The organism is Ruegeria sp. AD2(2025) (genome assembly GCF_056542385.1).
Genome location: NZ_JBQFZS010000002.1, coordinates 297,559 through 320,607, shown reverse-complemented (window position 1 = coordinate 320,607; position 23,049 = coordinate 297,559). Strand labels below are relative to the sequence as shown.

Genomic DNA, 23,049 nt, shown 5'->3' with positions numbered 1-23,049 from the left:
AAAATATCCCGGGGGAGTCGCCAAAGGCGACGGGGGCAGAGCCCCCTTAGTAAGGCATGGGAAACGCCCGATGCGCCGCGCTGATCTCGTCCATCACCTCAGACGACAATGTTAAATCCTTGCCCGCCAGCACATGCTCCAGCTGCGCCAGGGTCGTCGCACCAAAAATCACAGACTCCATGAACGCCCGGCTGCGGCACCAGGCCAGCGCCATATGCACCGGGTCCAGCCCATGCCGCGCGGCGATATCCAGATAGGCTGCCACGGCATCAAACACACGCGCTGACTTGCGCCCGCCCATCTCGGGCACCAGCGACATGCGCGACCCGACGGGCACCGCACCACCCTGATACTTGCCGGTCAGAAACCCGGCGGCCAAAGGCGAAAACGCCAGCAGACCGACATCCTCGAACAAACAAAGCTCGGCCAGATCGGTATCGAACAACCGACATAGCAGGGAGTATTCGTTCTGGATCGACGCGACCCGAGGGCCCCCGACCTCCTCCGCTGCCCGCAGCCATTGCGCCGTGCCCCACGCGCTTTCATTCGACAGACCAAAGGCGCGGATATTGCCCTTGTCCACCTGCGCCTGCAGCGCAACCAGACAATCCTGCATCTCGGCCACAACCTCATCCCGGTTATGCCCCGATGGTGCGAAATCCCAGTTCTGACGGAACATATAGCTGCCGCGATTGGGCCAGTGAAACTGGTACAGATCGATGCAATCCGTTTGCAACCGGCGCAGCGAGCCCTCGATTGCCTCGGGGATCGTCTCCTTCGAGATCGGTGCCCCGCGGCGCGCATGCATGAACCCGGCACCCGAATGCTTGGTCGCCAGCACATACTCGCCCCGACGCGCGGGGTTGGCGGCGTTCCAGTTGCCCAGTATCTCCTCGGTTCGCCCGACGGTTTCTGCCGAAATCGGATTCACCGGATACATCTCGGCCGCATCGACGAAATTGATCCCGGCAGCCAGCGCCATGTCCATCTGACGATGCGCATCCGCTTCCGAGGTCTGTGTGCCGAAGGTCATCGTGCCCAGACACAGATCCGACACCATGATCCCCGTGCGGCCCAAAGGCTTCATTTCCATCCGAATTCTCCTGAAATCGCGCGGCCGATCACGCCTCGGCCTTCTTTTCCCAACGTCCTGATTCTTCTGACCAATACTGCGCCGAACACCCCGCCCCGGTCAGCGCCTTCCACTGGCCCCGCGCGCGCTGAACCGCCTCCGGGTCATTCCCGTCAAACAGGATACAAACCCGCTCGAGCGCCGTGACCTCATCGGCCTCGACCGCCGCACCATCCACCGCCATGACGCAGCTCGCGTCATTGGCAGCCTCGGCCCCGGTGGTCAGTAAAATCGGCTGCCCCGCGTCATGCGGCCCACCGGCGCGGCCATGTGGCAGGAACCCCTCTTCGGGCCCCAGCCACAGCTTTTCATCCAGCCAGTCCATCCGCGCAGGGTCAACGCCCCGCACGGCAATCCGCCACCCGGCCTGCCGCGCCTTGTCCAGCAGCACGGGCAAGGTGTGCTCCAGCGGCTGACGGGTCAGGTGGTAGAAATAGACGGCCCCCACGGGATCAGTCTTCCGCCGTCTCGAAATTGTCCTGCACGAACCGGCTCAGCGCGCGCACGCCCCATCCCGTGGCGCCTTTGGGCGCATAAGACGTCTCGGACGCGACCGAGGCCACACCCGCGATATCCAGGTGAATCCACGGCGTCTCTTCCTTGACGAAGCGCTGCAGGAACTGGGCTGCGGTGATCGAGCCGCCATACCGGCCACCGACATTCTTCATATCGGCGATGCGCGATTTCAGCAGTTCGTCATATTTCTCACCCAGAGGCATCCTCCAAGCGCCCTCATCCTCGGCCCTGGCCGATTTCAGGAAAGCATCGCAGAACGTGTCATTGTTGGAAAAGACCCCGGCATTCTCATGCCCCAAACCAATGATGATCGCCCCGGTCAGGGTGGCCAGATCAATCATGCCCACCGGGCTGAACCGATCCTGCGCGTACCACATCACGTCGCACAGAACCAAACGGCCCTCGGCATCGGTGTTGATGATCTCGACGGTGTCGCCCTTCATCGACTTGACCACATCACCCGGCCGCGTGGCATTGCCTGAGGGCATGTTTTCGACCAGCCCAACCAGACCCACGACGTTGGCCTTGGCCTTGCGCTTGGCCAGCGCCCGCATGGTGCCTGCAACGACGCCCGCGCCACCCATATCCATAGTCATGTCTTCCATGCCCGCCGCGGGTTTCAGCGAGATCCCCCCGGTATCGAACACAACACCCTTGCCGACCAAAGCCAGCGGTGCGTCATCCTTGTCGCCGCCACTCCATTCCATCACGACAACCTTCGACGGGCTGTCGGACCCCTGCCCGACACTCAGCAGCGTACGCATCCCCAGCTCGGCCAGCTTGTCCTCGTCCAGCACCTCGACCTTCAGGCCCAGCGTTTCCATCTCGGCCAGACGGTCGGCGAACTCGGTGGTGGTCAGCACATTCGCAGGCTCGTTGGTCAGATCACGCGTCATGCGCACACCATCGGCCACCGCATACAGCGGAGCAAAGGCGGCCTCGGCCTCGTCGGGCTTGGCATGGGCGATCACGATCTCTCCGGCCGGGTCCGAGTCCTTGGTTTTGTGCGCGTCGAACTCATAGGCGCGCAGCACCATGCCCAGCACCAGTTCCTCGGCACGCACCTGATTGGCCGCCATCACCAGAACGGCCTTGCCGCCCGCCAGCTTCACCAGCTTGGCCCCGGCCTTGCGCGCCTCGTCATGGTCGGGACGTCGCGGCAGGACCAGCACGTCCAACGCCTCGGCCTCCATCCCCGTGGGCCACGCCAGCGAGATCACATCGCCGGACTTGGCCTTGCCAAAGCGCTCGCTTTCCACCAGCCGCGCCACCGCGCCCTTGGTCAGGCGATTGGCCCGGCGCGCGGCGGGGCTCATCTTGCCGTCGTCGGGGATGATGATCGCGACACGCCCCTTGGCCGTGGCCATGGCATCCAGATCGACGGGGGTAAAACGGACGGGCACCAGACTGCTCATGTCTTTCTCCTGAAAAATGCGTTGCCACAGACCTAGCCCGCGCGGTCGCAGATGACCAGATAGCAGTTTTCCCCGCCAGCCATTTGCATTATGGTCGCGCCAAAATAACGGCAGGCTCGGGGGAGAGAACGTGACACCAATCGGCAGGCATAGGCCGTCGCGCATGATTGCATGCCCCACCGCGAATCCCCTGTGCCGTGATCGGGCCGAGATGCCTGCATGATCCTTGACCGTTACTTTGCCCGCCGCTTTCTGCAGAGCTTTCTGGTGATCGGCGGAATCTTTCTGACCCTGATGATCCTGATCGACCTGATCGAGCAGGTGCGCCGCTTTGACGGGGTTGGCCTGTCCTTCGGGCAGTTGCTGCGGCTGACCCTTCTGAACACCCCCGCCGCCATCAGCGAGATGCTGCCCCTGCTGATGATCCTTGCCACCATTGCGCTGTTCGTCGGTCTGGCGCGCAGCTCGGAACTGGTGGTGACCCGCGCCATCGGGCGCTCGGGCATCCGTGCCTTGCTGGCCCCGGTGCTGCTGGCACTGACCATAGGCGCGCTGGCGGTCGCCCTGCTGAATCCGATCTCCGCCGCCACGTCCGAGGAATATCAACGCCTGTCGGACGGCTACCGCAACAACGGCAGTTCTGCCCTGTCGATCAGCCGCGACGGGCTGTGGCTGCGGCAGGGCTCGGCCAGCGGGCAGTCGGTGATCCATGCGCTTGGCACCGTCAATAGCGACCGGTTCTCGCTGCGCGACGTGACCATCACCACCTTCGCCCCCGACGGCAAACCCACCGAACAGATCGCCGCCCGACGCGCCGATCTGGAAAACGGCCACTGGGCGCTGCACGACGCAAAGGTCTGGACGCTTGCCGATGATCTGAACCCCGAAACCAACGCCGTCAGCCACGAGGTCCTGAACCTGCCGACCACGCTGACCCGCGACCGCATTCTGGATACGCTGGGGCAGCAGGATTCGGTCTCGGTCTACGATCTGCCCAAGCTGATCCAGGACCTGCGCGAGGCTGGGTTCTCGACCAAGCAATACGAGGTCTGGCTGCAGGTCCAACTGGCGCGGCCGCTATTTCTGGTCTCGATGGTGCTGATCGGCGCGGCCTTTACCATGCGTCATGTGCGCTTTGGCGGCACTGGGATTGCGGTTCTGACCGCCGTGCTGCTGGGCTTTGGCATCTATTTCATCCGCAACTTCGCGCAGATTCTGGGCGAAAACGGCCAATTGCCCATCCTTGTCGCCGCCTGGGCCCCTCCGTTCGCGGGGATCTTGCTGTCCCTTGGCCTGCTGCTTCATGCGGAGGACGGCTGATGCGCGCCCTACTGCCCCTGCTGCTGTCCAGCGCCCTGATCCTGTCGCTGCCCGCCCCCGTCCGCGCGCAGATCGAGGACCCCGCTGCTCAAAACGGTACCGCCGAACAGGACCAGCCCGCCCTGCTGGTGGCCGACCAGATCTTTATCACCCCCGACCGCAAGCTGGTCGCCGAAGGCAATGTCGAGGCCTATCAGGGCGACGTCAAACTGACCGCCCAAAGCATCACCTATGACCGCGACACCGGAGAGCTGACGCTGACCGGCCCGATCCGCATCGATCAGGGCGGCCAGTCCACCTTGCTGGCCGAGTCGGCGCAGCTGGACAGCGGCATTCAGAACGGCCTACTGACCGGCGCGCGGATGGTGTTTGACCAGCAGGTGCAGATCGCCTCGGTTCAGGCAACGCGCGCGGCGGGGCGTTATACGCAGTTCAGCAAGGTCGCGGCGACCTCGTGCCATGTCTGCGCCAACGGCAAACCGCCGCTGTGGCAGATCCGCGCCCGCAAGGTGACCCATGATCAGGTCGAGCGGCAGCTGTATTTTGAAGGGGCCCAGTTCCGCGTGCTGGACGTACCGGTGTTCTATTTCCCGGCCCTGCGCCTGCCCGACCCGACGCTGGACCGCGCCACCGGGTTTCTGGTGCCCTCGATCCGCACCACCTCGCAGCTGGGAACCGGGGTGCAGGTGCCGTATTTCTTCAAGCTGGGCGACCACAAGGACCTGACGGTCACGCCTTATGTGTCGCCCAACACCCGCACCCTTGGCCTGCGCTATCGGCAGGCGTTCAAGACCGGGCGCATCCGCCTGCGCGGGGCCTTCACGCGCGATGACCTGCAGCCCAATCAGGACCGCGGCTATCTGTTCGCCGACGGCGCGTTCGGCCTGCGCAACGATTACCGGCTGAGCTTCGACATCCGAACCACCTCGGACGACGCCTATCTGGCCGATTACGGCCTGCCAGATTTCGACCGCCTGCGCAGCGAAATCGCGCTGGAACGGATCAAGCGCGACACCGCGTTCAAGACCAGCTTCATCCACTATGAAACCCTGCGGGACAGCGAAGAACAGGACGAGATCCCCTCGCGCATCTTCGACATCAACTACCGCAAGCGCTATTTCCCCAAGGCGCTGGGGGGCGAGGTCGCGCTGGCCCTGATTGGCCACACCCACACCCGCACCAGCGACGAGGATATCATCGGCCGCGACGTGGCCCGCGCCACGTTCGATGCCGAATGGCTGCGCAGCTGGACCTTTGCCACCGGCCTGCGCGCCGATGCGCGGCTGGGCGCTGCGGTTGATACCTTCCACATCCGCAACGACAGCAGCTTTCCCAGCGACGTCACCCGCGCCACCCCGCGCGCGGCCTTCACCCTGCGCTATCCGCTGCTGCGGCGCGAACAAAGCGGCGCGACCCAGTTTCTGGAGCCCATCGCTCAGGTCGGCTGGACCCATGTGTCGGACACGGACGTGCCGAATGACGAAAGCACCTTTCAGGAATTCGATCAGGGCAACCTTCTGGCCCTTTCGCGGTTTCCTGCCGAAGATCGTCGTGAGGACGGGGCAACGGCAGTCGTGGGCCTGAACTGGGCCCGCTACAACGCCGATGGCTGGCACGCGCTGGCCACCGTGGGTCAGGTGTTCCGCGCCGATGCCGACCCCGATTTCACCCTGACCTCGGGCCTGCAGGGCACTCAATCCGATCTGCTGCTGGCCGGGCAGCTGAACAATGGCCGCGGCCTGACCCTTGCCGCACGCGGGCTGCTCAATGACGATTTCAGCTTTACCAAGGCCGAACTGCGCGCCGCCTGGAGCCGCGGCGACAACTCGATCAGCGGTGGCTATGTCTGGCTTGAACCCGACCCCGCTGAACTCAACACCGATGAAATCTCTGAAATCCGGGTTGCGGGACGCTATCGGATCGACCAGAACTGGCTAACCCGGGCCAACGCCCGCTATGACCTCAGCGAATCTGAGCCGCTGCGCCTGGGGTTCGGGATGACCTATAGTAACGAGTGCGTGCAGGTGAATATGACCGTCAACAGACGCTTTACCTCGTCATCAAGTATTGAGCCTTCGACAGAATTCGGGTTTACCGTAGCCCTCACGGGGTATTCCGTCGAAAGCGATGGTAAGAAGTTCAGGAAAAGATGCAGCTGATCTCAGGTTTCACAAAACTCCTCCGCGCTGGCTGGCGCAACCCGGTGCTGCCGGTTCTTGTCGCTGCGCTGATCGCGGATGCCCCGGTGCAGGCGCAAAGCCTGTTTTCACCCGCCATCCGCGTCAATCAGGACATCGTCACGTGGTTTGAACTTCAGCAACGCCAGCAATTCCTTGAACTGCTGGGCGTCCCCGGCAGTTCCGAATCCGAAGTCCGGCAGGCCCTGATCGACGACCGCCTGCGCGGACAGGCGATGCGCGAAGCCGGAATTCAGGCCGCCCCCGAGGACGTCCAGAACGGCATCGAAGAATTCGCCTCGCGCGGCAATCTCAGCAGCGAGGAGTTCCTTAGGCTGCTGGGCGAGTCGGGCATCTCGCAGGAAACCGTGCGCGATTTCATCGCCGATCAGCTGTCATGGCGCGACTATGTCGCCGCCCGCTACCTGTCACAGGCCCGCCCCTCCGAGGATGAGATCAACCGCGCTCTGGGTCAGGGCAATGGCGGCGGCCTGCAGGTCCTGCTGTCCGAGGTGATCATCCCCGTCACACCGCAAACCCTTGCACAGGCCGACGCACTGGCCGAGGAAATCGCCCGGCTTCCCGATCAGGCCAGCTTTTCCGCCGCCGCCACGCAATATTCCGCCGCCGCCACGCGCGAAAATGGCGGGCGTCTGGAATGGCTGCCGATCACAAACCTGCCCCCAGCACTGCAGCCCGTGATTCTCAGCCTCAAGACCGACGAGATCACCGATCCCCTGACCCTGCCCAACGCCGTCGCCCTGTTCCAGATGCGCGGCATCCGCGAGGCCCCCAGCGGCACACCCAACTATTCCGAGATCGACTATGCGATCTATTACCTGCCCGGCGGTCGCAGCGCCGAAACCCTGTCCCGCGCGGCGCGGCTGAGGGAAGAGATCGACACCTGCGACGACCTTTACGGCCTCGCCAAGGGCCAACCCGCCGAGGTGCTTGACCGCGTCACCGCCAAGCCCGCTGAAATCCCGCGCGACGTGGCGCTGGAGCTTGGCAAGCTGGACCCGAACGAGGTCTCGACCACGCTGACCCGCAACAACGGTCAGACGCTGATGTTCCTGATGCTGTGCAGCCGCACCCGCGATCTGGGCGAGGAAACATCACGCGCCGATGTAGCCAACGCGCTGACCCAGCAGCGGCTGCAGGCCTTTGCCGACAGCCTTCTGGAACAACTCCGGGCCGAAGCCATCATCGTCGAACAATGACCGCGCCCATCGCGCTCAGCTGTGGCGAACCCTCAGGGATCGGCCCCGAGATCGCCGCCAAAGCCTGGGACGCGCTGCGCGACAGCTGCCCTTTCTTCTATATCGGCGACGCCGCGCATCTGCCTGCGGGTACGCCGGTTGCGCAAATCTCTGAGCCCGCAGAAGCCCCAGCCGCCAGCCGCACCGCGCTGCCCGTGCTGCAACTGGATTTCCCGGCCCCCAACCGCGCGGGCCATCCCGACCCGGCCAACGCGCCCTCGGTCATCGATTCCATCGAACGGGGCGTCGCGCTGGTGCAATCGGGTGCCGCCTCGGCGCTCTGCACCGCGCCGATCCACAAAAAGGCGCTGATCGACGGGGCGGGCTTTGCCTTTCCCGGCCACACAGAATTCCTCGCCGCCCTTGCAGGGCGCAAACGCGTGGTGATGATGCTGGCCAGCGCACAGCTGCGCGTCGTCCCCGCCACCATCCACATCCCGCTGTCACAGGTCCCCTCAGCGCTCACCCCCGACCTGCTGCGCGACACGATCGCAATCACCGCCCACAGCCTGCGCACCCAATTCGGCATCGCCCAACCACGGATCGCCATCGCCGGCCTGAATCCGCACGCCGGCGAAGGCGGTAAAATGGGCACCGAGGAGCTCGACTGGATCGCCCCCCTTCTGCAGGACCTGACGATAGAAAACACAACCCTCACCGGCCCGCACCCGGCCGACACGCTGTTCCACGCCGCCGCCCGCGCCCACTATGACGCCGCCATCGCCATGTATCACGATCAGGCCCTGATCCCGATCAAGACACTGGATTTCGACAAAGGCGTGAACGTCACCCTCGGCCTGCCCTTTATCCGCACCTCGCCCGATCACGGTACCGCGCTCGACATCGCCGGCCAGAACATCGCCACCCCCACCAGCCTGATCGAAGCCCTGCGCCTCGCCCAAACCATGGCGCGCAGCCCCAATGCTTCACCTGGCTAAAAATATCCCCGCCGGAGGCAAAAAATCTCTGGCACCACCCCACCAAACCGCACCACGATAAAGCCATGAGCGCCATCGACTCCCTCCCCCCCCTGCGCGAGGTCATCGCCACCCACCAGCTCTCGGCCCGCAAATCGCTGGGCCAGAACTTTCTACTGGATCTCAACCTCACGGCCAAGATCGCGCGGCAGGCGGGAGACCTCAGCCAATGCGACGTGCTGGAAATCGGCCCCGGCCCCGGTGGTCTGACCCGGGGGCTGCTGTCCGAGGGCGCGCGCAAGGTGGTCGCGGTGGAAAAAGACACCCGCTGCATCGCCGCCCTGAACCAGATCGCCGCCGCCTATCCCGGCCAGCTTGAGGTGATCAACGGCGACGCGCTGGAAATCGACCCGCTGGCGCACCTGACCCCACCTATCCGCGTCGCCGCCAACCTGCCCTATAATGTCGGGACCGAGCTTCTGGTCCGCTGGCTCACCCCGCCCGACTGGCCGCCCTTCTGGCAAAGCCTGACGCTGATGTTCCAACGCGAAGTGGCCGAGCGTATCGTGGCCCAGCCCGGCAGCAAGGCCTATGGCCGCCTCGCCATCCTCGCCCAATGGCGGGCCGAGGCGCGCATCGCCATGTCGCTGCCCCCCGGGGCCTTCACGCCGCCGCCCAAGGTCTCAAGCGCGGTGGTCCACCTGACCGCCTTGCCTCAACCGCGCTACCCGGCAGACGCCGCCACCCTGTCGCGCGTCGTCGCGGCGGCCTTCAACCAGCGCCGCAAAATGCTGCGCGCCGCGCTGAAAGGCACCGCCCCCGATATCGAGGACCGCCTGATCGCCGCCGGCATCCAGCCCACCGAACGCGCCGAGCAAGTCCCGCTCGAGGCGTTCTGCGCACTGGCCCGCGAAATCAAAAAAAACTGAAGCCATGAAAAAAGCCCCGAGGCCAAACCACGGGGCTTTGTCTTTTTCCGGGGGCCGTCTTACTCGGCCGCTTCCGGCGCGTCACCCTCATCTGATGGCGCGCTCTCGGCAGGCGCAGCCTTGGGCTTGCGCGCCCGCGGTTTACGCGCGGGCTTGTCCTTCTTCTCGGGGGCCTCTGCCCCTTTGCTTTCCGGCGTCTCGACCAGGCCGCTTTCCGGGGCAGCCTCTGGCGCGCCAAAATCCATCACATCAGGCTGCGGTGCCTCGGCCGGGTCGGCCTGACGGGCAGCTTCGCGTTCCTGACGCTCGGCACGTTCGCGGTCGCGCTCGGCCTGACGTTCGCGGTTCTGCCGCTCCTGTTCCTCGCGGCGGGCCTCCATCTCGCGCTGGGCCTCGCTGAGCAACCGCAGATAATGCTCGGCATGTTGCTGAAAGTTCTCGGCCGCCACGCGGTCATTGGCCAGCTGCGCATCGCGCGCCAGTTGGTTGTATTTGTCAATGATCTGCTGCGGCGTGCCACGCACCTTGCCTTCCGGCCCCGAGCTGTCAAAGACCCGGTTTACAACATTGCCGCCAGAAGGACGATTGCGGTTATTCTTGGCCCGCGAACGGGATTTGGAAGATCTCATCTTACTTTACGTCAGCCTTATCACTTCTCTGCCGATCAACCCGTACCTTACGCTGCTCAGTGGCTTGTGCCGTAACGCGATGTCGACTTTTTGGGCTTGGCGTCAGGGGCGCGCTGAAACAGCGTCAACCTCTCCGACTACACCTGAGTAAGCATGTCCTGCCCGCCCAGACAAGGGGTTTGTCCGATATTTCGCGGCTTTTTTACATCAATCGGCGTTTTTCGGCCTCAGTGATCGCCCTCTACTGCGGCATTCTGGCGCCGACCACCCGATCACGCCCGTCCAGATCGGGGATCACGCACGGCTCGGCCAGACCCGCCGCGTCGAACAGGGCTGCGACATATTTTCCCTGCGTCGGCCCGATCTCGACCAGCAACCGCCCGCCCGGCATCAGAAAATCGGGGGCCGCCGCCGCGATCCGACGATAGGCCCCCAGCCCGTCGCCCTCATCGGTCAGCGCCATGCGCGGCTCGTGCTCGCGCACCTCAGGGGACAGGTCCTGCATCTCGGCTGCCGAGATATAGGGGGGATTCGAAACAATCAGGTCAAACCGGCCCTCAATGTTCTCAAACCAGTCCGACTGCCGAATCTCTGCCCGCGCCTGCACCCCATGCTGCACCGCGTTGGCGCTGGCCTGCAGACAGGCAGATTCGCTGAGGTCCACACCCACCCCCGACGCGCTGGCGCGCTCTGCCAGCAGCGTGATCAGGATACAGCCCGAGCCCACCCCAAGATCCAGCACATGATCGAACGGCTCGCTCAACGCCGCCTCGATCAACGCCTCGGTCTCGGGGCGCGGGTCCAGCACGTCGCGGCTGACCTTGAAACGGCGGCCATAGAATTCACGCTCGCCCAGCAGATGCGACACCGGCACCCGAATGGCGCGCAACGAGATCAGCTGGTCATAGCGTTCCGCGATGTCCACTGGCAGTTCCTCGGGCGCGATCAGCGTCACCCGGCTGGCCTCGATCCGCGCCGCGTGGGCCAGCAAAACCCGCGCATCCCGCGCCGGATCGGACACGCCCGCCGCCCGCAAACGTGCGGTTGCGGCGACCATCGCCTGCGCTGCTGTGAGCGCTGCAATCATAGCGCCATCTCCGCCAGCAGCCGCGCCTGATCATCGGCGGTCAGTGCGTCGATCACCTCATCCAGATCGCCCTGCATCACCTGATCCAGCTTATATAGCGTCAGATTGATGCGGTGATCAGTCATGCGCCCTTGCGGGAAATTATAGGTCCTGATCCGCTCCGACCGATCGCCCGAGCCCACCTGACTAGCCCGGTCCGCCGACCGTTCACTGTCGATCCGCTGCCGTTCCAGATCGTACAGACGGGTCTTCAGCACCTGCATCGCAATCTCGCGGTTGCGGTGCTGCGATTTCTCGGAACTGGTCACCACGATCCCGCTGGGCAGGTGCGTGATCCGCACCGCCGAATCCGTAGTGTTCACATGCTGCCCGCCCGCTCCCGAGCTCCGCATCGTATCAATGCGGATGTCATTGGCGTCGATTTGGATGTCGACATCTTCGGCCTCGGGCAGCACCGCCACCGTCGCCGCCGAGGTATGGATGCGCCCGCCGCTTTCCGTCTCGGGCACCCGCTGCACCCGATGCACGCCGGATTCGTATTTCATCCGTGCAAAAACGTTGTCACCCTTGATATGGGCCACGACCTCTTTGACCCCGCCCAGATCGGATGCCTGCTCCTCAATGATCTCAAACTGCCAGCCCCGCGCCTCGGCGTAGCGTTGATACATGCGCAGCAGGTCCCCGGCGAACAGCGCGGCCTCATCGCCACCTGTCCCGGGCCGGATTTCCAGCATCGCCGGGCGCGCATCCGCCGCGTCCTTGGGCAACAGCGCCAGTTGCAGGGCGTGTTCGGCCTCGGGGATGCGGGCCTGCAAGTCGGGGATTTCCTCTTCGGCCAGCTCTTTCATATCCGGATCGGACAGCATCGCCTCGGCCTCGGCGAGATCGGCTACCAATTGACGCCAGCCCATGATCTGATCGACCACGGGTTTGAGGTCAGAATATTCCTTGGCCAAAGCCGCAATATCCCCGCCCGAAGCCCCATCGGCCATGGCCGCTTCGAGGTATTGGAATCGCTGTGTGATCTGTTCAAGGCGTTCTTCGGGGATCATCCGCGCGGTTTCTATCATCCGGCGGCTTTGGTCAAGGCCCGGCCTTGTGCTAGGTTCGGGGGTATGAAACGTCTAATCCTGGTCCTCACCCTCTGTTCGACACCGGCGCTGGCGGACTACGTCGGCCCGGATGGCAAGGTCCGTGACTGCTATTGCACCGACACATCCGGGTCACGCATCGAGTTGGGAGAGATGATCTGCCTGCAGGTCGACGGCCGCATGTTCATGGCCCAGTGCCAGATGTCCCTGAACGTGCCCATGTGGCGCGAGGTTCAGGAGGGATGTTTGTCGTCAGGGCTGCAGCAGAGCAAGCCAACCGGTGACCCGGTCCCGATTGACGCCGAAATCCTTCCGGCCAAATCTTAGGCGCGCATAGATGCGCAACGTGTCGCCATCCTGTTGAGCGGTGGTGAAATCGGGAAAGCCGAACACCTTGGTGCGGGTGATATAGGTCACCATCCCCTCTTGGACCGATCCGGCCAATGCATGCGTACGCGGCGTTGCGCGGGCAATGGCATCCAGACGCGCCAGCCCGTCCGGACCGGTCTCGAAAACGCGAACAACCCCACCTTTCAGGTCGCGATCCGCACCTTCGGGCGCCACATGCCAGCGCGCAGGGTCGGACGGAGCAAAACGGACATAAGCCCCCATCGCCACGCCCACGGCAATCACCAGCCACAACACCATTTTCATATGCCTGTTCTGCCCCTTTGGCCCCTGCCTACCCTGTTCGGACGGTGCCCCGCATCCCTATCGTGACGTCACCCCGGGCAGAATGCACAACATCTCGAACAGCAGGTTCGCCGCTGTCAGCGCCGTGTTGCCCGATGGATCGTAGGGCGGAGACACCTCGACCAGATCGCAGCCCACCACGTTCATCCCTCCCAAAGCGTGGATCAGCTGAAGCGCCTGCGGCGTGGTCAGACCCGCGATCTCGGGCGTGCCGGTGCCGGGTGCATAGGCCGGATCCAGGCTGTCGATGTCATAGGTAATGTAGACCGGATGCTCGCCCACCGCCTTGCGGATCTGCGTACCGATCATGGTCAGGTTCTGCTGCCACAGCTCCCACGCCGGGAACTGGCGAAAGCCCCAGCCCTTCGCCTCGGTAAAGTCGCTGGCGGCGTAGCCCGAGCCGCGAATGCCGATCTGGAAGGTCTTGTCGGGGACGATCAGCCCCTCTTCGTAAGCGCGGCGGAAGACGGTACCGTGGGTTTCCTTCTCGCCAAACATCTCGTCATTGACATCGGCATGGGCATCCACATGCACCAAAGCCACCGGCCCGTGCTTGGCCGCGATGGCCCGCAGGATCGGCAAGGTGATCGAATGATCCCCGCCCATCGCCACCGGGATCACATCCTGCGCCAGAATGCCGTCGTAGCTGTCCTTGATGATCCTCAGACTGTCGGCCAGCGAGAACGTGTTGATCGCCAGATCCCCGATATCGGCGATCTGCAAATTGTCGAACGGCGCCGCCGCATTGGCCATGTTATAGGGCCGGATCATCGCGCTTTCGCTGCGGATTTGCTTGGGCCCGAACCGCGTGCCCGACCGCCACGAGGTGCCGATATCCATCGGAATGCCCAGCACCGCCACATCCAGCCCGTCCAGCGAGGCCGCCTGCGGCAGCCGCATGAACGTGTTCGGCCCCGAGAACCGTGCCAGATCATTGCCGCCAATGGGTTGGTTGTATTGGGTCATGTGATGTCTCCGATCTGGTGCCTCATCCAGCAGATACCGGAATTATGCCTAACCAAAGGTTAAGGCCTCAGCTTGTTCCACCCCAACAGGCAAATGATCTGCGTCGCCACATGGGCCCCCGCGATCGCCGTCGCGCCCGAGGTGTCGTAGGGCGGAGAAACCTCGACCACATCGCCGCCCTTGATATTGATCCCGGCGATGTCACGCAGGATGATCTGGGCCTGAATGGAGCTCAGCCCGCCCCAGACCGGTGTGCCGGTGCCGGGGGCAAAGGCCGGGTCCAGACCATCAATGTCGAAACTCAGATAGACGGGGCTGTCGCCGAGGATGCCCTTGATCTTCTGGGCCACGGCGGCAGGGCCGGATTCGTAGACCTCACGTGCGTCGATGATGTTAACGCCCAGCGTGTCCTCATTCGTCGTGCGTATCCCCACCTGAACCGAGCGTTTGGGGTCCACGATCCCCGATTTCACCGCCTTGTAGAACATCGTCCCATGATCCACGCGGGACATATCGTCATCGGCCCACGTATCCGTATGCGCATCGAATTGCAGCAAGGACATCGGCCCGTATTTCTCGGCATAAGCCTTGAGGATCGGGAAGCTGATATAGTGATCCCCCCCCAGCGCGACCGAGGCGACATTGGCCTTCAGAATGGTACGGATGTGATCGGTCAACGTGTCGGGAAAGGCCGGGATATTGGCGTAGTCATAGGCCAGATCGCCATAATCGACCACTGCCAGCTCATTCAGCGCCTTGAACGGCCAGCCATAGGGTTCATCGGGCGATTGCAGCGCACTGGCCTCGCGGATCGCGCGGGGGCCAAGACGGGTGCCGGGGCGATTGGTCACCGCCTGATCAAACGGAATACCGGTTACCGCGATATCCGCACCTGTCAGGTCCTTGGTATAAAGGCGCCGCAGGAACGACGTTGCGCCGCCAAAAGTGTTTTCATACGAGACACCTTTCAACTCGGGGTTGGTGAACGCCTCGTCGACGTAGTTCTTCGAATCTTCCAGTGCCATGTCTTTTCCTTATCAGCCCAGGGGCTGCGCCTTTTCGACGATCCGCGCAAAGAAGGAGGCGCCAACCGGCGCGACATCGTCATTGAAGTTGTATTTTGGATGGTGCAGCCCCGCGCCCTCGCCCTGCCCCATGAACAGATAAGCCCCGGGGCGGGCCTGCAGCATGTACGAGAAATCTTCGGCCCCCATATCGCGGCCCATATCATCAACCACACGCTCTGCGCCGGACACCTCGCGCGCGACGTCTGCCGCGAACGCCGCCTTCTCGGCGTCGTTGATCGTCGCCGGATAGCCCACCTGATAGTCCAGCCGCGCCTCAACCCCGTAGGAAGCCGCCTGCCCCGCCACGATCTGCTCCATTCGCTCCATCACCATCTTCTGTACCGACGGGTCAAACGTGCGCACCGTGCCGTTCAGAAAAGCGGTATCCGGGATCACGTTGTTCACCGTCCCGGCGTGGATCTGCGTGACCGAGACCACCAAATCCTCAACCGCATAATGGTTGCGGCTGACAATCGTCTGGATCGCCTGCGCAATGCCGCAGGCCGCCATCACCGGGTCCTTGGTCTGATGCGGCATGGCCCCATGGCCGCCAACCCCCTGAATATGAATCTCGAACGTATCCACCGCCGCCATGATCGGCCCGGGCGTTGTGTAAAACGCGCCCTCGGGGTTCCCGGGGTCATTGTGGATGCCATAGACCTGAGAGATATCGAACCGCTCCATGATCCCCTCTTCGACCATCACACCCGCGCCACCGCCCTCTTCCTCGGCAGGCTGAAAGATCAGCGCCACGCGGCCCGCGAAATTCCGCGTCTCAGCCAGATAGCGCGCGGCCCCCAGCAGCATCGTGGTATGCCCGTCATGCCCACAAGCGTGCATCTTGCCGGGATTGGTCGAAGCGTAGTCCAGCCCCGTCTCCTCGGTGATCGGCAGCGCGTCCATATCCGCGCGCAGGCCGATGGTTGGGCCGTCCGCCTGCCCATTGATAATCGCGACCATGCCGGTCTTGGCGATCCCCTCGTGCAGCTCATCCACCCCGAACTCGCGCAGCCGCTCGGCCACAAAAGCGGCGGTCTCATAGCATTCGAACTCCAGCTCGGGGATCGTATGCAGGTGCTGGCGCCAAGCGGCCATATCGGCGGCGTAATCGGCAATTCGGTTGACGACGGGCATCTGGGGTGGACTCCTGATCGGGACTGCGGGATGGATGGCATCTGACACCGGAACGAAAGGGTTCGCAATGGCCGAAAATCCTCTGATCCACGATACGGACGCAGGCATTGAACGCCTGCTGGAAATCATGCGCCGCCTGCGTGACCCGCAAACCGGCTGCCCATGGGACATCGAACAGGATTTCGCCACCATCGCCCCCTACACGATCGAAGAAGCCTATGAGGTCGCAGACGCCATCGAACGCGAGGCCTATGACGAGTTGAAAGGCGAACTCGGCGACCTGCTGTTCCAATCGGTCTTCCACGCGCAAATGGCTGAAGAAGCTGGGCATTTCACTTTTCAGGACGTGGTCCGCACCATGTCCGACAAGATGGTCGCCCGCCATCCGCATGTGTTCGGCGACGAGTCCCGCGACAAGTCCGCCGACCAGCAAACCCGCGATTGGGAAACCATCAAAGCGGCCGAACGCGCAGGCAAAGAACAGAAAGGTGCGCTGGACGGCGTGGCTGCCAACCTGCCCGCCCTGCTGCGCGCCCACAAGCTGCAGAAACGCGCCGCCCGGGTGGGGTTCGACTGGCCCGACGCCAGCCATGTGCTGGCCAAGATCACCGAGGAAGCCGCCGAGCTGGAAGAGGCCCGCAACAGCATGGACCCCGACGCGCTCGAGGATGAATTCGGAGACCTCCTCTTCGTCATGGTCAACCTTGGCCGCCATTTGGGGATCGAGCCCGAGGCCGCCCTGCGCCGCACCAACGCCAAGTTCACCCGCCGCTTTGAACAGGTCGAGGCACGGCTCGCCGAACGCGGCAAAACTCCGTCGCAAAGCGATCTGGCCGAGATGGACGCGCTGTGGGACGAGGTCAAAACCGAAGAACACCGCGCCAATGGCAAACTCCCGCCGGTGGACGCCCCGGCGGGCACGTAAATCCGCTAGACAAGTCGCGCAGCACTTGCGAGTGTCCGGCCCTCACACCCCCTCCGGGAGACCCCCATGCCCCGCAAGATCATCATCGATACCGACCCCGGTCAGGACGACGCCGTCGCCATCCTGCTGGCCCTTGCCAGCCCCGAAGAGATCGAGGTGTTGGGCATCACCGCCGTCGCCGGGAACGTACCGCTGGAGCTGACCGCCAAGAACGCCCGCATCGTCTGCGAACTGGCAGGCCACACGGATATTCCCGTTTATGCCGGATGCGACCGACCTCTGAAGCGCCCTCTGGTCACGGCCGAGCATGTGCACGGCAAAACCGGGCTCGACGGCCCGGTCCTGCCCGATCCGCAGATGGAATTGGCCATGGGGCACGCGGTCGATTTCATCATCGACACCCTGCGCGCACATGAGCCCGGCACCGTGACCCTCTGCCCGCTTGGGCCACTGACCAACATCGCCACAGCATTCCAAAAGGCGCCCGATATCATTGACCGAGTGCAGGAAATCGTGCTGATGGGCGGGGCGTATTTCGAGGTCGGCAACATCACTCCGGCAGCGGAATTCAACATTTATGTCGACCCCGAAGCCGCTGATATCGTGTTCAAATCCGGTGCCCCTATCGTGGTGATGCCACTGGATGTCACCCATGACGCGCTGGTCACGCCGCACCGCAACGATGCCTTCCGCGCGCTGGACAGCAAGGTGGGCCATGCGGTTGCCGAGATGACCGACTTCTTTGAACGGTTCGACAAGGAGAAATACGGCTCTGAAGGGGCTCCCCTGCACGATCCCTGCGTCACCGCCTATCTGATCCAGCCAAACCTGTTCTCGGGCCGTCACATCAATGTCGAGATCGAAACGCAGTCCGAACTGACGCTGGGCATGACTGTCGCCGACTGGTGGCGGGTCACAGACCGCGCCCCCAATGCCATGTTCATGGGCGACGTCGACGCTCAGGGTTTCTTCGACCTGCTCACAGAAAGGCTGGCCCGCCTATGACCGCCGCTCTCCGCCTTGCCCGCCCCGACGATCTGGATCGCCTGATGGCGCTGGTGTCGGCTTTCCACTCTGAATCCGGCATCGCACAGGATGACGACAAACGCCGCACCGCGCTGGCCCCTCTGCTGGACGGCATACCGCATGGCTGCATCTATCTGATCGGCCCGGGCCGCGCGCCGCTGGGCTATGTCATCCTCACCTTCGGCTGGTCGGTCGAGTTCGGCGGCATGGACGCCTTCGTCGACGAAATCTACATCCGCCCCGCCGTAAGGGGCCGCGGCATCGCCAGCGAAGTGTTGCAGGACCTGCCAAAGGCGCTGGCCGAGGCCGGGCTGACGGCGCTGCACCTCGAAGTCGATCGCACCAACGAGACCGCGCAGAAACTCTATCTGCGCTCAGGCTTCAAACCGCGCGACCGCTATATGCTCATGAGCAAATCGCTCTAGCGCGACTCGCCCCGGAAAATCAGGCCCGGATTGTACATTTCCCGCACCGGATCATCCTGCGAGACCTCCATCCCCGTGATCGGATAGGTCCCCGGCTCTGAACATGCGGCCAGCATTCCGGCGGAAAGCATTGAAATTACAAGAAAGACCTTTGAAGCAGACATAATGTCCCCCTTTCTGCAATACAGGCAGGATACCGGGGGTTACGTGAGGGTAATAGGAACCAGTTCACACATACGCAAATTTATGTCAGCAGAGCGTGAGACCTAGAGGCAGTTCTTCTTGAACGTCCGCTCCATGGTCTTGAACTGTCTTTGCACCCGCTTGGGCTCCGGCAGCGCCTCCAACTGCGAGGTCACGTTTTCGCCCGTGTACCACGACTGAAACAGCAGCGCCTTGATATCGTCGTCCAGAACCGTGTCAGCGACGTTATAGGTACACAGGCACTCCTCCATCGTGATCTGCCCGCTGGGATCGCCCTCGACCATCTTCTGACACACCGCTTCGGGTGGATGATCGGCCCAAGCAAGCTGAGGCAGGATCAACAGCGCCCCCGCGCCTGCGATGTGTTTGAATGTGGTCATAAGACGTCCTCTCCTATCCTGGCTGCTGGGGTTCAGCTTAGACGGATCGCGAAGGACGCAAAGAAAAAATGGCCCCGGCGTTACCGCCGAGGCCTGATCCGGGTCTGGATCGGCGCTGCGATCACCGTTTCAGGATCGACGCGCCCGCATATTCGGCGACTTCGCCCAGCGATTCCTCGATGCGGATCAGCTGGTTGTATTTGGCCAACCGGTCCGACCGCGCAAGGCTGCCGGTCTTGATCTGACCGCAGTTCGTCGCCACCGCCAGATCCGCAATCGTCGCGTCCTCGGTCTCGCCCGAGCGGTGGGACATCACGTTCGTGTACCGTGCACGATGAGCCATATCGACGGCGCGCAGGGTTTCGGTCAGCGACCCGATCTGGTTCACCTTGACCAGCATCGAGTTGGCGCAGCCATTCCTGATCCCCTCGGCCAGACGTTCGGGGTTGGTCACGAACAGATCGTCGCCCACCAGTTGCACCTTGTCACCCAGCAGATCGGTCAGGGCGCGCCAGCCGTCCCAGTCATCTTCGGACATGCCGTCTTCGATCGAGATGATCGGGTAGTCATTGACCAGTGCGGCCAGATAAGCGGCGTTTTCGTCGGACGTCAGCGAGATGCCCTCGCCCGCCAGAACGTACTTACCATCCTTAAAATACTCGGTCGCGGCGCAATCGAGGGCCAGATGAATTTCTTCACCCGGCTTGTAACCCGCCTTTTCGATGGATTTCAGGATGAAGTCCAACGCCTCGCGCGTGCTGGCGATGTTCGGGGCAAAGCCGCCCTCGTCGCCCACACCGGTGGCCAGACCCGCCGTCGACAGCTCTTTTTTCAGCGTGTGGAACACCTCGGACCCCATGCGTACCGCCTCGCGGATGTTCGCGGCTGCGGTCGGCATAATCATAAATTCCTGAATGTCGATCGGGTTGTCGGCATGCTCACCGCCGTTGATGATGTTCATCATCGGCACCGGCAGAACCCGGGCTGAGGTGCCACCAACATAGCGATACAAGGGCTGCGTGGTGAAATCCGCCGCCGCTTTCGCGGTGGCCAGCGAGACGCCCAGAATGGCGTTTGCGCCCAGACGGCCCTTGTTGTCAGTCCCATCCAGTTCGATCATGGTCTGGTCGATGGCGACCTGCTCGGTCGCGTCAAAGCCCACCAGTTCCTCGGCAATCTCACCGTTCACGGCGGCGACCGCCTCCAGCACGCCTTTGCCCATGTAACGCGCTTTGTCGCCATCGCGCTTTTCCACCGCCTCATAGGCCCCCGTTGACGCGCCCGAGGGCACCGCCGCGCGGCCCATGGTGCCGTCTTCCAGAATCACGTCCACCTCGACCGTCGGATTGCCCCGGCTGTCCAGAATTTCGCGTGCGTGGATGTCGATGATCGTGCTCATGAGGCTGTCCCTATGGCTGCATTCGGTTGCACGCGTCATAGCAGCAACCGGCGAAAAGTAAACCGGGTCCGTTATCGCTAACAAGCATATTTTCCTGCCTTTAGGGCTAACACTTGCCTGTTTGCGCCAACAGCGATCAGGCGGCGGTCAACTGACGCGCCAGACGGCGTTCGCGGACAAAGGTGTAAAGGCCCGAGGCGATGATCAGCGTCGCACCGGCTAACGTCATCGCATCGGGGCGTTCGCCAAAGACCGTCACGCCTATCAGGATCGAAAACACCAGCCGGGTATAGCGATAAGGCATAAGGGCCGAAGCCTCTCCGACCCGCATCGCCGTCACGATACAGTAGTAGGCCAGAACTCCAAAGCCGATAGCGCCCAGATAGGGGCCAACCTGCATTGCCTGAAGTGGTGCAACCGGCTGATTAAACAAGATCATCGCAATCACACCGACTAGCCCCACAGCCAAATAAGCCTGAACGGCAACCACCGACGACGCTACGCGAGCGTCCAGCCGCCGGGTAATCAAATCCCGTGCTGCAATAGTAACTACGGCGACCACAACCAGCAAAAGCTCGGGCCTGAACCCATCGAACCCCGGTCGGATGATCATCAGAACACCGAGAAAGCCAATACTGACAGCGCTCCAGCGTCGCCAACCGACCTGCTCACCCAGAAACAGCGCAGCCCCCATGGTCACCACCAGCGGCATGGCCTGAAACACCGAGGCAACGATTGACAGCTCAACCCGCGACAACGCTGCGACAAAAGCCAATGTCCCAACCGCTTCGGCCAGCGCGCGCGCCATGGTCAGCGAGCGCCAAGCCAACGGATCAAAGATGCGCTTTCCGGTGATCACCGACAGTGCAACAAACACCAAGCCGCAAAACAGACTGAGAACGATCATGATCTGACCGCTCGGTACGCTCCCCGACAGATGCTTGATAAACATATCTTCAATCGAGAAAGCCGCCATCGAGACGATGATCAGCAAAATACCGTTTACATTGTTCATGCGCGTTTCCGTTGGGGGCGGTCCGGTGATCTCCGGGCCGTCATGTCAGCAGAACAGGAACATCTCCGACACCGCAAGCCTGATTACGACAGCTTCGATGACTTGCCGTGATACGGCCAATCGCGTTCCCTGATGGATCAGTCCTTGTCCAGAGGTACGCCGTACAGCTCCAGCCGGTGCCCTTTCAGCTTATAGCCCAGCTTGGCCGCGATCTTTTCCTGCAAAGCCTCGATCTCGGGATCGACGAATTCGATCACCTCGCCCGATTGCATGTCGATCAGATGATCATGGTGATCCCGCTCGGCATCCTCATAACGCGCGCGGCCATCGCCGAACTCCAGCCGTTCCAGAATGCCTGCCTCTTCAAACAGCTTCACGGTGCGATATACCGTTGCGATGGAAATCCCCGCATCCTCGGCCGAGGCACGGGCATAGAGTTCTTCCACATCCGGGTGATCGGCGCTCTGCTGCAACACGCGCGCAATGGTCCGGCGCTGGCCGGTCATGCGCAGGCCCTTGGCCTCGCAACGGGCGATGATCGTGTCGGACATGGTGACCCCCGGACTTGTTCGGACCTCAGTCTTAGTATGTCCACGCGCCCTGCGCCACCGACGATTTTGCCTCAGGCCGCGCGGCGCAGGTCCGCCCAGACCGGCAAATGATCCGAGGCAATATGCGCAGGCCGCGCGTCATGCACCCCATGCAAGGTCGCCTCAAGCCCATGCCCCAGCGCGATTCTGTCCAGCGCCCCCAAAGGCTGCGCCGCGGGAAAGCTGGGTACCGGCGGCAGAAACCGCATATCCGGGGCCAGATGGTCCAGCACGGGCTGACGCGACCATTCGTTGAAATCCCCTGCCCAGACGGTGGGCATGTCATCCAGATCAGAATCGCAGCGCCGGATATGGCCGATCTGCTGCCGCCGCGATGCAGGTAGCAACCCCAGATGCATTCCCATCACCCGCAGCGGCCCGATCTGCGTTTCGAACTCGACCCGCACCGCCCCCCGAGGCTCCAGCCCCGGCAAATCGTGATGCCCGGTCTGGCGCACCTGGATGGCGTCCCCACGCCAGATCACGGCGTTGCCATGCCATCCCAGACTCCCTGCACCACCCAGATCGACAATCTGCCAACCAGCCTCATCCAGCATGAAATGCGGCAGGGCGGCAGGGCGCGGCGGCAGGCGCTTGTCGGCCTCCTGCAGTACCACGATATCGGCCCGCATACTCTCGATGACCTGTAAAATCCGCTGCGGCTGCCGCCGAAAATCGAGGCCCACGCATTTCTGGATGTTATAGCTGGCAAGGCGCAGGGTTGGCGGCTGGGTCATGGCAAGCAAAGATCCG

25 protein-coding genes are annotated in these 23,049 nt (G+C 63.0%); 9 read left to right on the top strand and 16 right to left on the bottom strand.

What is annotated here, in order from left to right; all coding sequences use genetic code 11:
- Positions 1-46: 46 nt before the first annotated feature.
- Genes ACR1XV_RS06735 through ACR1XV_RS06725 form a run of 3 tightly spaced genes read right to left on the bottom strand, consistent with a single transcriptional unit; the run spans position 47 to position 3,063 of the window.
- The gene (locus tag ACR1XV_RS06735; protein WP_480529617.1) at positions 47-1,093 is read right to left on the bottom strand and encodes an aldo/keto reductase; all 1,047 of its coding nucleotides are present in this window, start codon (positions 1,091-1,093) and stop codon (positions 47-49) included.
- Positions 1,094-1,121: 28 nt separating this feature from the next.
- On the bottom strand, positions 1,122-1,580 hold the full coding sequence (locus ACR1XV_RS06730; RefSeq protein ID WP_480529616.1) for a DNA polymerase III subunit chi: 459 nt from the start codon (positions 1,578-1,580) through the stop codon (positions 1,122-1,124).
- Positions 1,581-1,584: 4 nt separating this feature from the next.
- Positions 1,585-3,063 carry a leucyl aminopeptidase gene (locus ACR1XV_RS06725; RefSeq protein WP_480529615.1) on the bottom strand — a complete coding sequence of 493 codons (1,479 nt, stop codon included), beginning with the start codon at positions 3,061-3,063 and terminating at the stop codon, positions 1,585-1,587.
- Between the two features lie 219 nt (positions 3,064-3,282).
- Between ACR1XV_RS06725 and lptG the strand changes: the two genes are divergently transcribed.
- The 5 genes from lptG to rsmA all read left to right on the top strand — a co-directional run bounded on the left by lptG (position 3,283) and on the right by rsmA (position 9,665).
- Positions 3,283-4,383, top strand: coding sequence for an LPS export ABC transporter permease LptG (lptG, locus tag ACR1XV_RS06720; protein WP_480529614.1), 1,101 nt, complete (start codon positions 3,283-3,285; stop codon positions 4,381-4,383).
- Positions 4,383-6,542: an LPS-assembly protein LptD gene (locus ACR1XV_RS06715; protein WP_480529613.1), complete on the top strand. Its 2,160-nt coding sequence runs from the start codon at positions 4,383-4,385 to the stop codon at positions 6,540-6,542. Before lptG ends, ACR1XV_RS06715 begins: the two co-directional genes overlap by 1 nt.
- Positions 6,533-7,780 (top strand): peptidylprolyl isomerase, encoded by a 1,248-nt coding sequence (locus ACR1XV_RS06710; protein ID WP_480529612.1) that lies wholly within the window; start codon positions 6,533-6,535, stop codon positions 7,778-7,780. Before ACR1XV_RS06715 ends, ACR1XV_RS06710 begins: the two co-directional genes overlap by 10 nt.
- Positions 7,777-8,757: a 4-hydroxythreonine-4-phosphate dehydrogenase PdxA gene (pdxA, locus tag ACR1XV_RS06705; RefSeq protein WP_480529611.1), complete on the top strand. Its 981-nt coding sequence runs from the start codon at positions 7,777-7,779 to the stop codon at positions 8,755-8,757. The genes ACR1XV_RS06710 and pdxA overlap by 4 nt, the downstream gene beginning before the upstream one ends.
- A gap of 65 nt (positions 8,758-8,822) precedes the next feature.
- A complete protein-coding gene (rsmA, locus tag ACR1XV_RS06700) occupies positions 8,823-9,665 on the top strand; it encodes a 16S rRNA (adenine(1518)-N(6)/adenine(1519)-N(6))-dimethyltransferase RsmA (RefSeq protein WP_480529610.1) in 843 nt (280 codons plus the stop codon).
- A 59-nt stretch (positions 9,666-9,724) separates the two neighbouring features.
- Here rsmA and ACR1XV_RS06695 read toward each other — a convergent pair whose 3' ends face one another.
- The 3 genes from ACR1XV_RS06695 to prfA form a co-directional block, all read right to left on the bottom strand.
- Complete coding sequence (locus tag ACR1XV_RS06695; RefSeq protein ID WP_480529609.1) at positions 9,725-10,294, bottom strand: DUF4167 domain-containing protein; 570 nt, start codon at positions 10,292-10,294, stop codon at positions 9,725-9,727.
- A 241-nt stretch (positions 10,295-10,535) separates the two neighbouring features.
- Positions 10,536-11,381, bottom strand: coding sequence for a peptide chain release factor N(5)-glutamine methyltransferase (gene prmC / locus ACR1XV_RS06690; RefSeq protein ID WP_480529608.1), 846 nt, complete (start codon positions 11,379-11,381; stop codon positions 10,536-10,538).
- The gene (prfA, locus tag ACR1XV_RS06685; protein WP_480529840.1) at positions 11,378-12,433 is read right to left on the bottom strand and encodes a peptide chain release factor 1; all 1,056 of its coding nucleotides are present in this window, start codon (positions 12,431-12,433) and stop codon (positions 11,378-11,380) included. Before prfA ends, prmC begins: the two co-directional genes overlap by 4 nt.
- Positions 12,434-12,496: 63 nt before the next feature.
- Here prfA and ACR1XV_RS06680 point away from each other — a divergent pair, with 63 nt between their 5' ends.
- Positions 12,497-12,799: a hypothetical protein gene (locus ACR1XV_RS06680; RefSeq protein ID WP_480529607.1), complete on the top strand. Its 303-nt coding sequence runs from the start codon at positions 12,497-12,499 to the stop codon at positions 12,797-12,799.
- Here the strand turns inward: ACR1XV_RS06680 and ACR1XV_RS06675 are convergent.
- From ACR1XV_RS06675 to ACR1XV_RS06660, 4 genes are read right to left on the bottom strand one after another with little or no spacing between them, the layout of a single operon-like run.
- Positions 12,725-13,126 (bottom strand): DUF1499 domain-containing protein, encoded by a 402-nt coding sequence (locus ACR1XV_RS06675; RefSeq protein ID WP_480529606.1) that lies wholly within the window; start codon positions 13,124-13,126, stop codon positions 12,725-12,727. The two genes, ACR1XV_RS06680 and ACR1XV_RS06675, sit on opposite strands and share 75 nt — an antisense overlap.
- A 57-nt stretch (positions 13,127-13,183) precedes the next feature.
- Complete coding sequence (gene speB, locus ACR1XV_RS06670; protein WP_480529605.1) at positions 13,184-14,131, bottom strand: agmatinase; 948 nt, start codon at positions 14,129-14,131, stop codon at positions 13,184-13,186.
- Between the two features lie 59 nt (positions 14,132-14,190).
- Complete coding sequence (speB, locus tag ACR1XV_RS06665) at positions 14,191-15,156, bottom strand: agmatinase (RefSeq protein ID WP_480515242.1); 966 nt, start codon at positions 15,154-15,156, stop codon at positions 14,191-14,193.
- 12 nt (positions 15,157-15,168) lie between these two features.
- Entirely contained in the window at positions 15,169-16,332 is a 1,164-nt protein-coding gene (locus ACR1XV_RS06660; RefSeq protein ID WP_480529604.1) for a M20 aminoacylase family protein, read from the bottom strand.
- A gap of 67 nt (positions 16,333-16,399) precedes the next feature.
- Between ACR1XV_RS06660 and mazG the strand changes: the two genes are divergently transcribed.
- From mazG to ACR1XV_RS06645, 3 genes are all read left to right on the top strand, one after another.
- A complete protein-coding gene (gene mazG / locus ACR1XV_RS06655; RefSeq protein WP_480529603.1) occupies positions 16,400-17,257 on the top strand; it encodes a nucleoside triphosphate pyrophosphohydrolase in 858 nt (285 codons plus the stop codon).
- A gap of 66 nt (positions 17,258-17,323) precedes the next feature.
- Positions 17,324-18,262, top strand: a complete 939-nt coding sequence (locus ACR1XV_RS06650) for a nucleoside hydrolase (RefSeq protein WP_480529602.1) — start codon at positions 17,324-17,326, stop codon at positions 18,260-18,262.
- Positions 18,259-18,708, top strand: a complete 450-nt coding sequence (locus ACR1XV_RS06645; protein WP_480529601.1) for a GNAT family N-acetyltransferase — start codon at positions 18,259-18,261, stop codon at positions 18,706-18,708. Before ACR1XV_RS06650 ends, ACR1XV_RS06645 begins: the two co-directional genes overlap by 4 nt.
- Here ACR1XV_RS06645 and ACR1XV_RS06640 read toward each other — a convergent pair.
- From ACR1XV_RS06640 to ACR1XV_RS06615, 6 genes are all read right to left on the bottom strand, one after another.
- The gene (locus ACR1XV_RS06640) at positions 18,705-18,872 is read right to left on the bottom strand and encodes a hypothetical protein (protein WP_480529600.1); all 168 of its coding nucleotides are present in this window, start codon (positions 18,870-18,872) and stop codon (positions 18,705-18,707) included. The two genes, ACR1XV_RS06645 and ACR1XV_RS06640, sit on opposite strands and share 4 nt — an antisense overlap.
- 102 nt (positions 18,873-18,974) lie before the next feature.
- A complete protein-coding gene (locus ACR1XV_RS06635; protein ID WP_480529599.1) occupies positions 18,975-19,292 on the bottom strand; it encodes a hypothetical protein in 318 nt (105 codons plus the stop codon).
- A gap of 121 nt (positions 19,293-19,413) precedes the next feature.
- Positions 19,414-20,691, bottom strand: a complete 1,278-nt coding sequence (gene eno / locus ACR1XV_RS06630) for a phosphopyruvate hydratase (protein ID WP_480529598.1) — start codon at positions 20,689-20,691, stop codon at positions 19,414-19,416.
- Positions 20,692-20,827: 136 nt separating this feature from the next.
- Complete coding sequence (locus ACR1XV_RS06625; protein ID WP_480529597.1) at positions 20,828-21,706, bottom strand: DMT family transporter; 879 nt, start codon at positions 21,704-21,706, stop codon at positions 20,828-20,830.
- A gap of 137 nt (positions 21,707-21,843) precedes the next feature.
- The gene (locus ACR1XV_RS06620) at positions 21,844-22,257 is read right to left on the bottom strand and encodes a Fur family transcriptional regulator (RefSeq protein ID WP_480529596.1); all 414 of its coding nucleotides are present in this window, start codon (positions 22,255-22,257) and stop codon (positions 21,844-21,846) included.
- Positions 22,258-22,328: 71 nt separating this feature from the next.
- Entirely contained in the window at positions 22,329-23,033 is a 705-nt protein-coding gene (locus ACR1XV_RS06615) for an endonuclease/exonuclease/phosphatase family protein (RefSeq protein WP_480529595.1), read from the bottom strand.
- Positions 23,034-23,049: the final 16 nt, after the last annotated feature.

What these genes read in the sequence shown, in the direction of transcription:
- ACR1XV_RS06660 (WP_480529604.1), bottom strand. Translation starts at nt 16,332, where the DNA reads ATGCCCGTCGTCAACCGAATTGCCGATTACGCCGCCGATATGGCCGCT.
- ACR1XV_RS06650 (WP_480529602.1), top strand. Translation starts at nt 17,324, where the DNA reads ATGCCCCGCAAGATCATCATCGATACCGACCCCGGTCAGGACGACGCC.
- ACR1XV_RS06635 (WP_480529599.1), bottom strand. Translation starts at nt 19,292, where the DNA reads ATGACCACATTCAAACACATCGCAGGCGCGGGGGCGCTGTTGATCCTG.
- ACR1XV_RS06620 (WP_480529596.1), bottom strand. Translation starts at nt 22,257, where the DNA reads ATGTCCGACACGATCATCGCCCGTTGCGAGGCCAAGGGCCTGCGCATG.
- speB (WP_480529605.1), bottom strand. Translation starts at nt 14,131, where the DNA reads ATGACCCAATACAACCAACCCATTGGCGGCAATGATCTGGCACGGTTC.
- ACR1XV_RS06615 (WP_480529595.1), bottom strand. Translation starts at nt 23,033, where the DNA reads ATGACCCAGCCGCCAACCCTGCGCCTTGCCAGCTATAACATCCAGAAA.
- mazG (WP_480529603.1), top strand. Translation starts at nt 16,400, where the DNA reads ATGGCCGAAAATCCTCTGATCCACGATACGGACGCAGGCATTGAACGC.
- ACR1XV_RS06680 (WP_480529607.1), top strand. Translation starts at nt 12,497, where the DNA reads ATGAAACGTCTAATCCTGGTCCTCACCCTCTGTTCGACACCGGCGCTG.
- ACR1XV_RS06625 (WP_480529597.1), bottom strand. Translation starts at nt 21,706, where the DNA reads ATGAACAATGTAAACGGTATTTTGCTGATCATCGTCTCGATGGCGGCT.
- ACR1XV_RS06645 (WP_480529601.1), top strand. Translation starts at nt 18,259, where the DNA reads ATGACCGCCGCTCTCCGCCTTGCCCGCCCCGACGATCTGGATCGCCTG.
- ACR1XV_RS06695 (WP_480529609.1), bottom strand. Translation starts at nt 10,294, where the DNA reads ATGAGATCTTCCAAATCCCGTTCGCGGGCCAAGAATAACCGCAATCGT.
- eno (WP_480529598.1), bottom strand. Translation starts at nt 20,691, where the DNA reads ATGAGCACGATCATCGACATCCACGCACGCGAAATTCTGGACAGCCGG.
- lptG (WP_480529614.1), top strand. Translation starts at nt 3,283, where the DNA reads ATGATCCTTGACCGTTACTTTGCCCGCCGCTTTCTGCAGAGCTTTCTG.
- pdxA (WP_480529611.1), top strand. Translation starts at nt 7,777, where the DNA reads ATGACCGCGCCCATCGCGCTCAGCTGTGGCGAACCCTCAGGGATCGGC.
- prmC (WP_480529608.1), bottom strand. Translation starts at nt 11,381, where the DNA reads ATGATTGCAGCGCTCACAGCAGCGCAGGCGATGGTCGCCGCAACCGCA.
- ACR1XV_RS06710 (WP_480529612.1), top strand. Translation starts at nt 6,533, where the DNA reads ATGCAGCTGATCTCAGGTTTCACAAAACTCCTCCGCGCTGGCTGGCGC.
- ACR1XV_RS06735 (WP_480529617.1), bottom strand. Translation starts at nt 1,093, where the DNA reads ATGGAAATGAAGCCTTTGGGCCGCACGGGGATCATGGTGTCGGATCTG.
- ACR1XV_RS06640 (WP_480529600.1), bottom strand. Translation starts at nt 18,872, where the DNA reads ATGTCTGCTTCAAAGGTCTTTCTTGTAATTTCAATGCTTTCCGCCGGA.
- speB (WP_480515242.1), bottom strand. Translation starts at nt 15,156, where the DNA reads ATGGCACTGGAAGATTCGAAGAACTACGTCGACGAGGCGTTCACCAAC.
- ACR1XV_RS06725 (WP_480529615.1), bottom strand. Translation starts at nt 3,063, where the DNA reads ATGAGCAGTCTGGTGCCCGTCCGTTTTACCCCCGTCGATCTGGATGCC.
- ACR1XV_RS06675 (WP_480529606.1), bottom strand. Translation starts at nt 13,126, where the DNA reads ATGAAAATGGTGTTGTGGCTGGTGATTGCCGTGGGCGTGGCGATGGGG.
- rsmA (WP_480529610.1), top strand. Translation starts at nt 8,823, where the DNA reads ATGAGCGCCATCGACTCCCTCCCCCCCCTGCGCGAGGTCATCGCCACC.
- ACR1XV_RS06715 (WP_480529613.1), top strand. Translation starts at nt 4,383, where the DNA reads ATGCGCGCCCTACTGCCCCTGCTGCTGTCCAGCGCCCTGATCCTGTCG.
- prfA (WP_480529840.1), bottom strand. Translation starts at nt 12,433, where the DNA reads ATGATCCCCGAAGAACGCCTTGAACAGATCACACAGCGATTCCAATAC.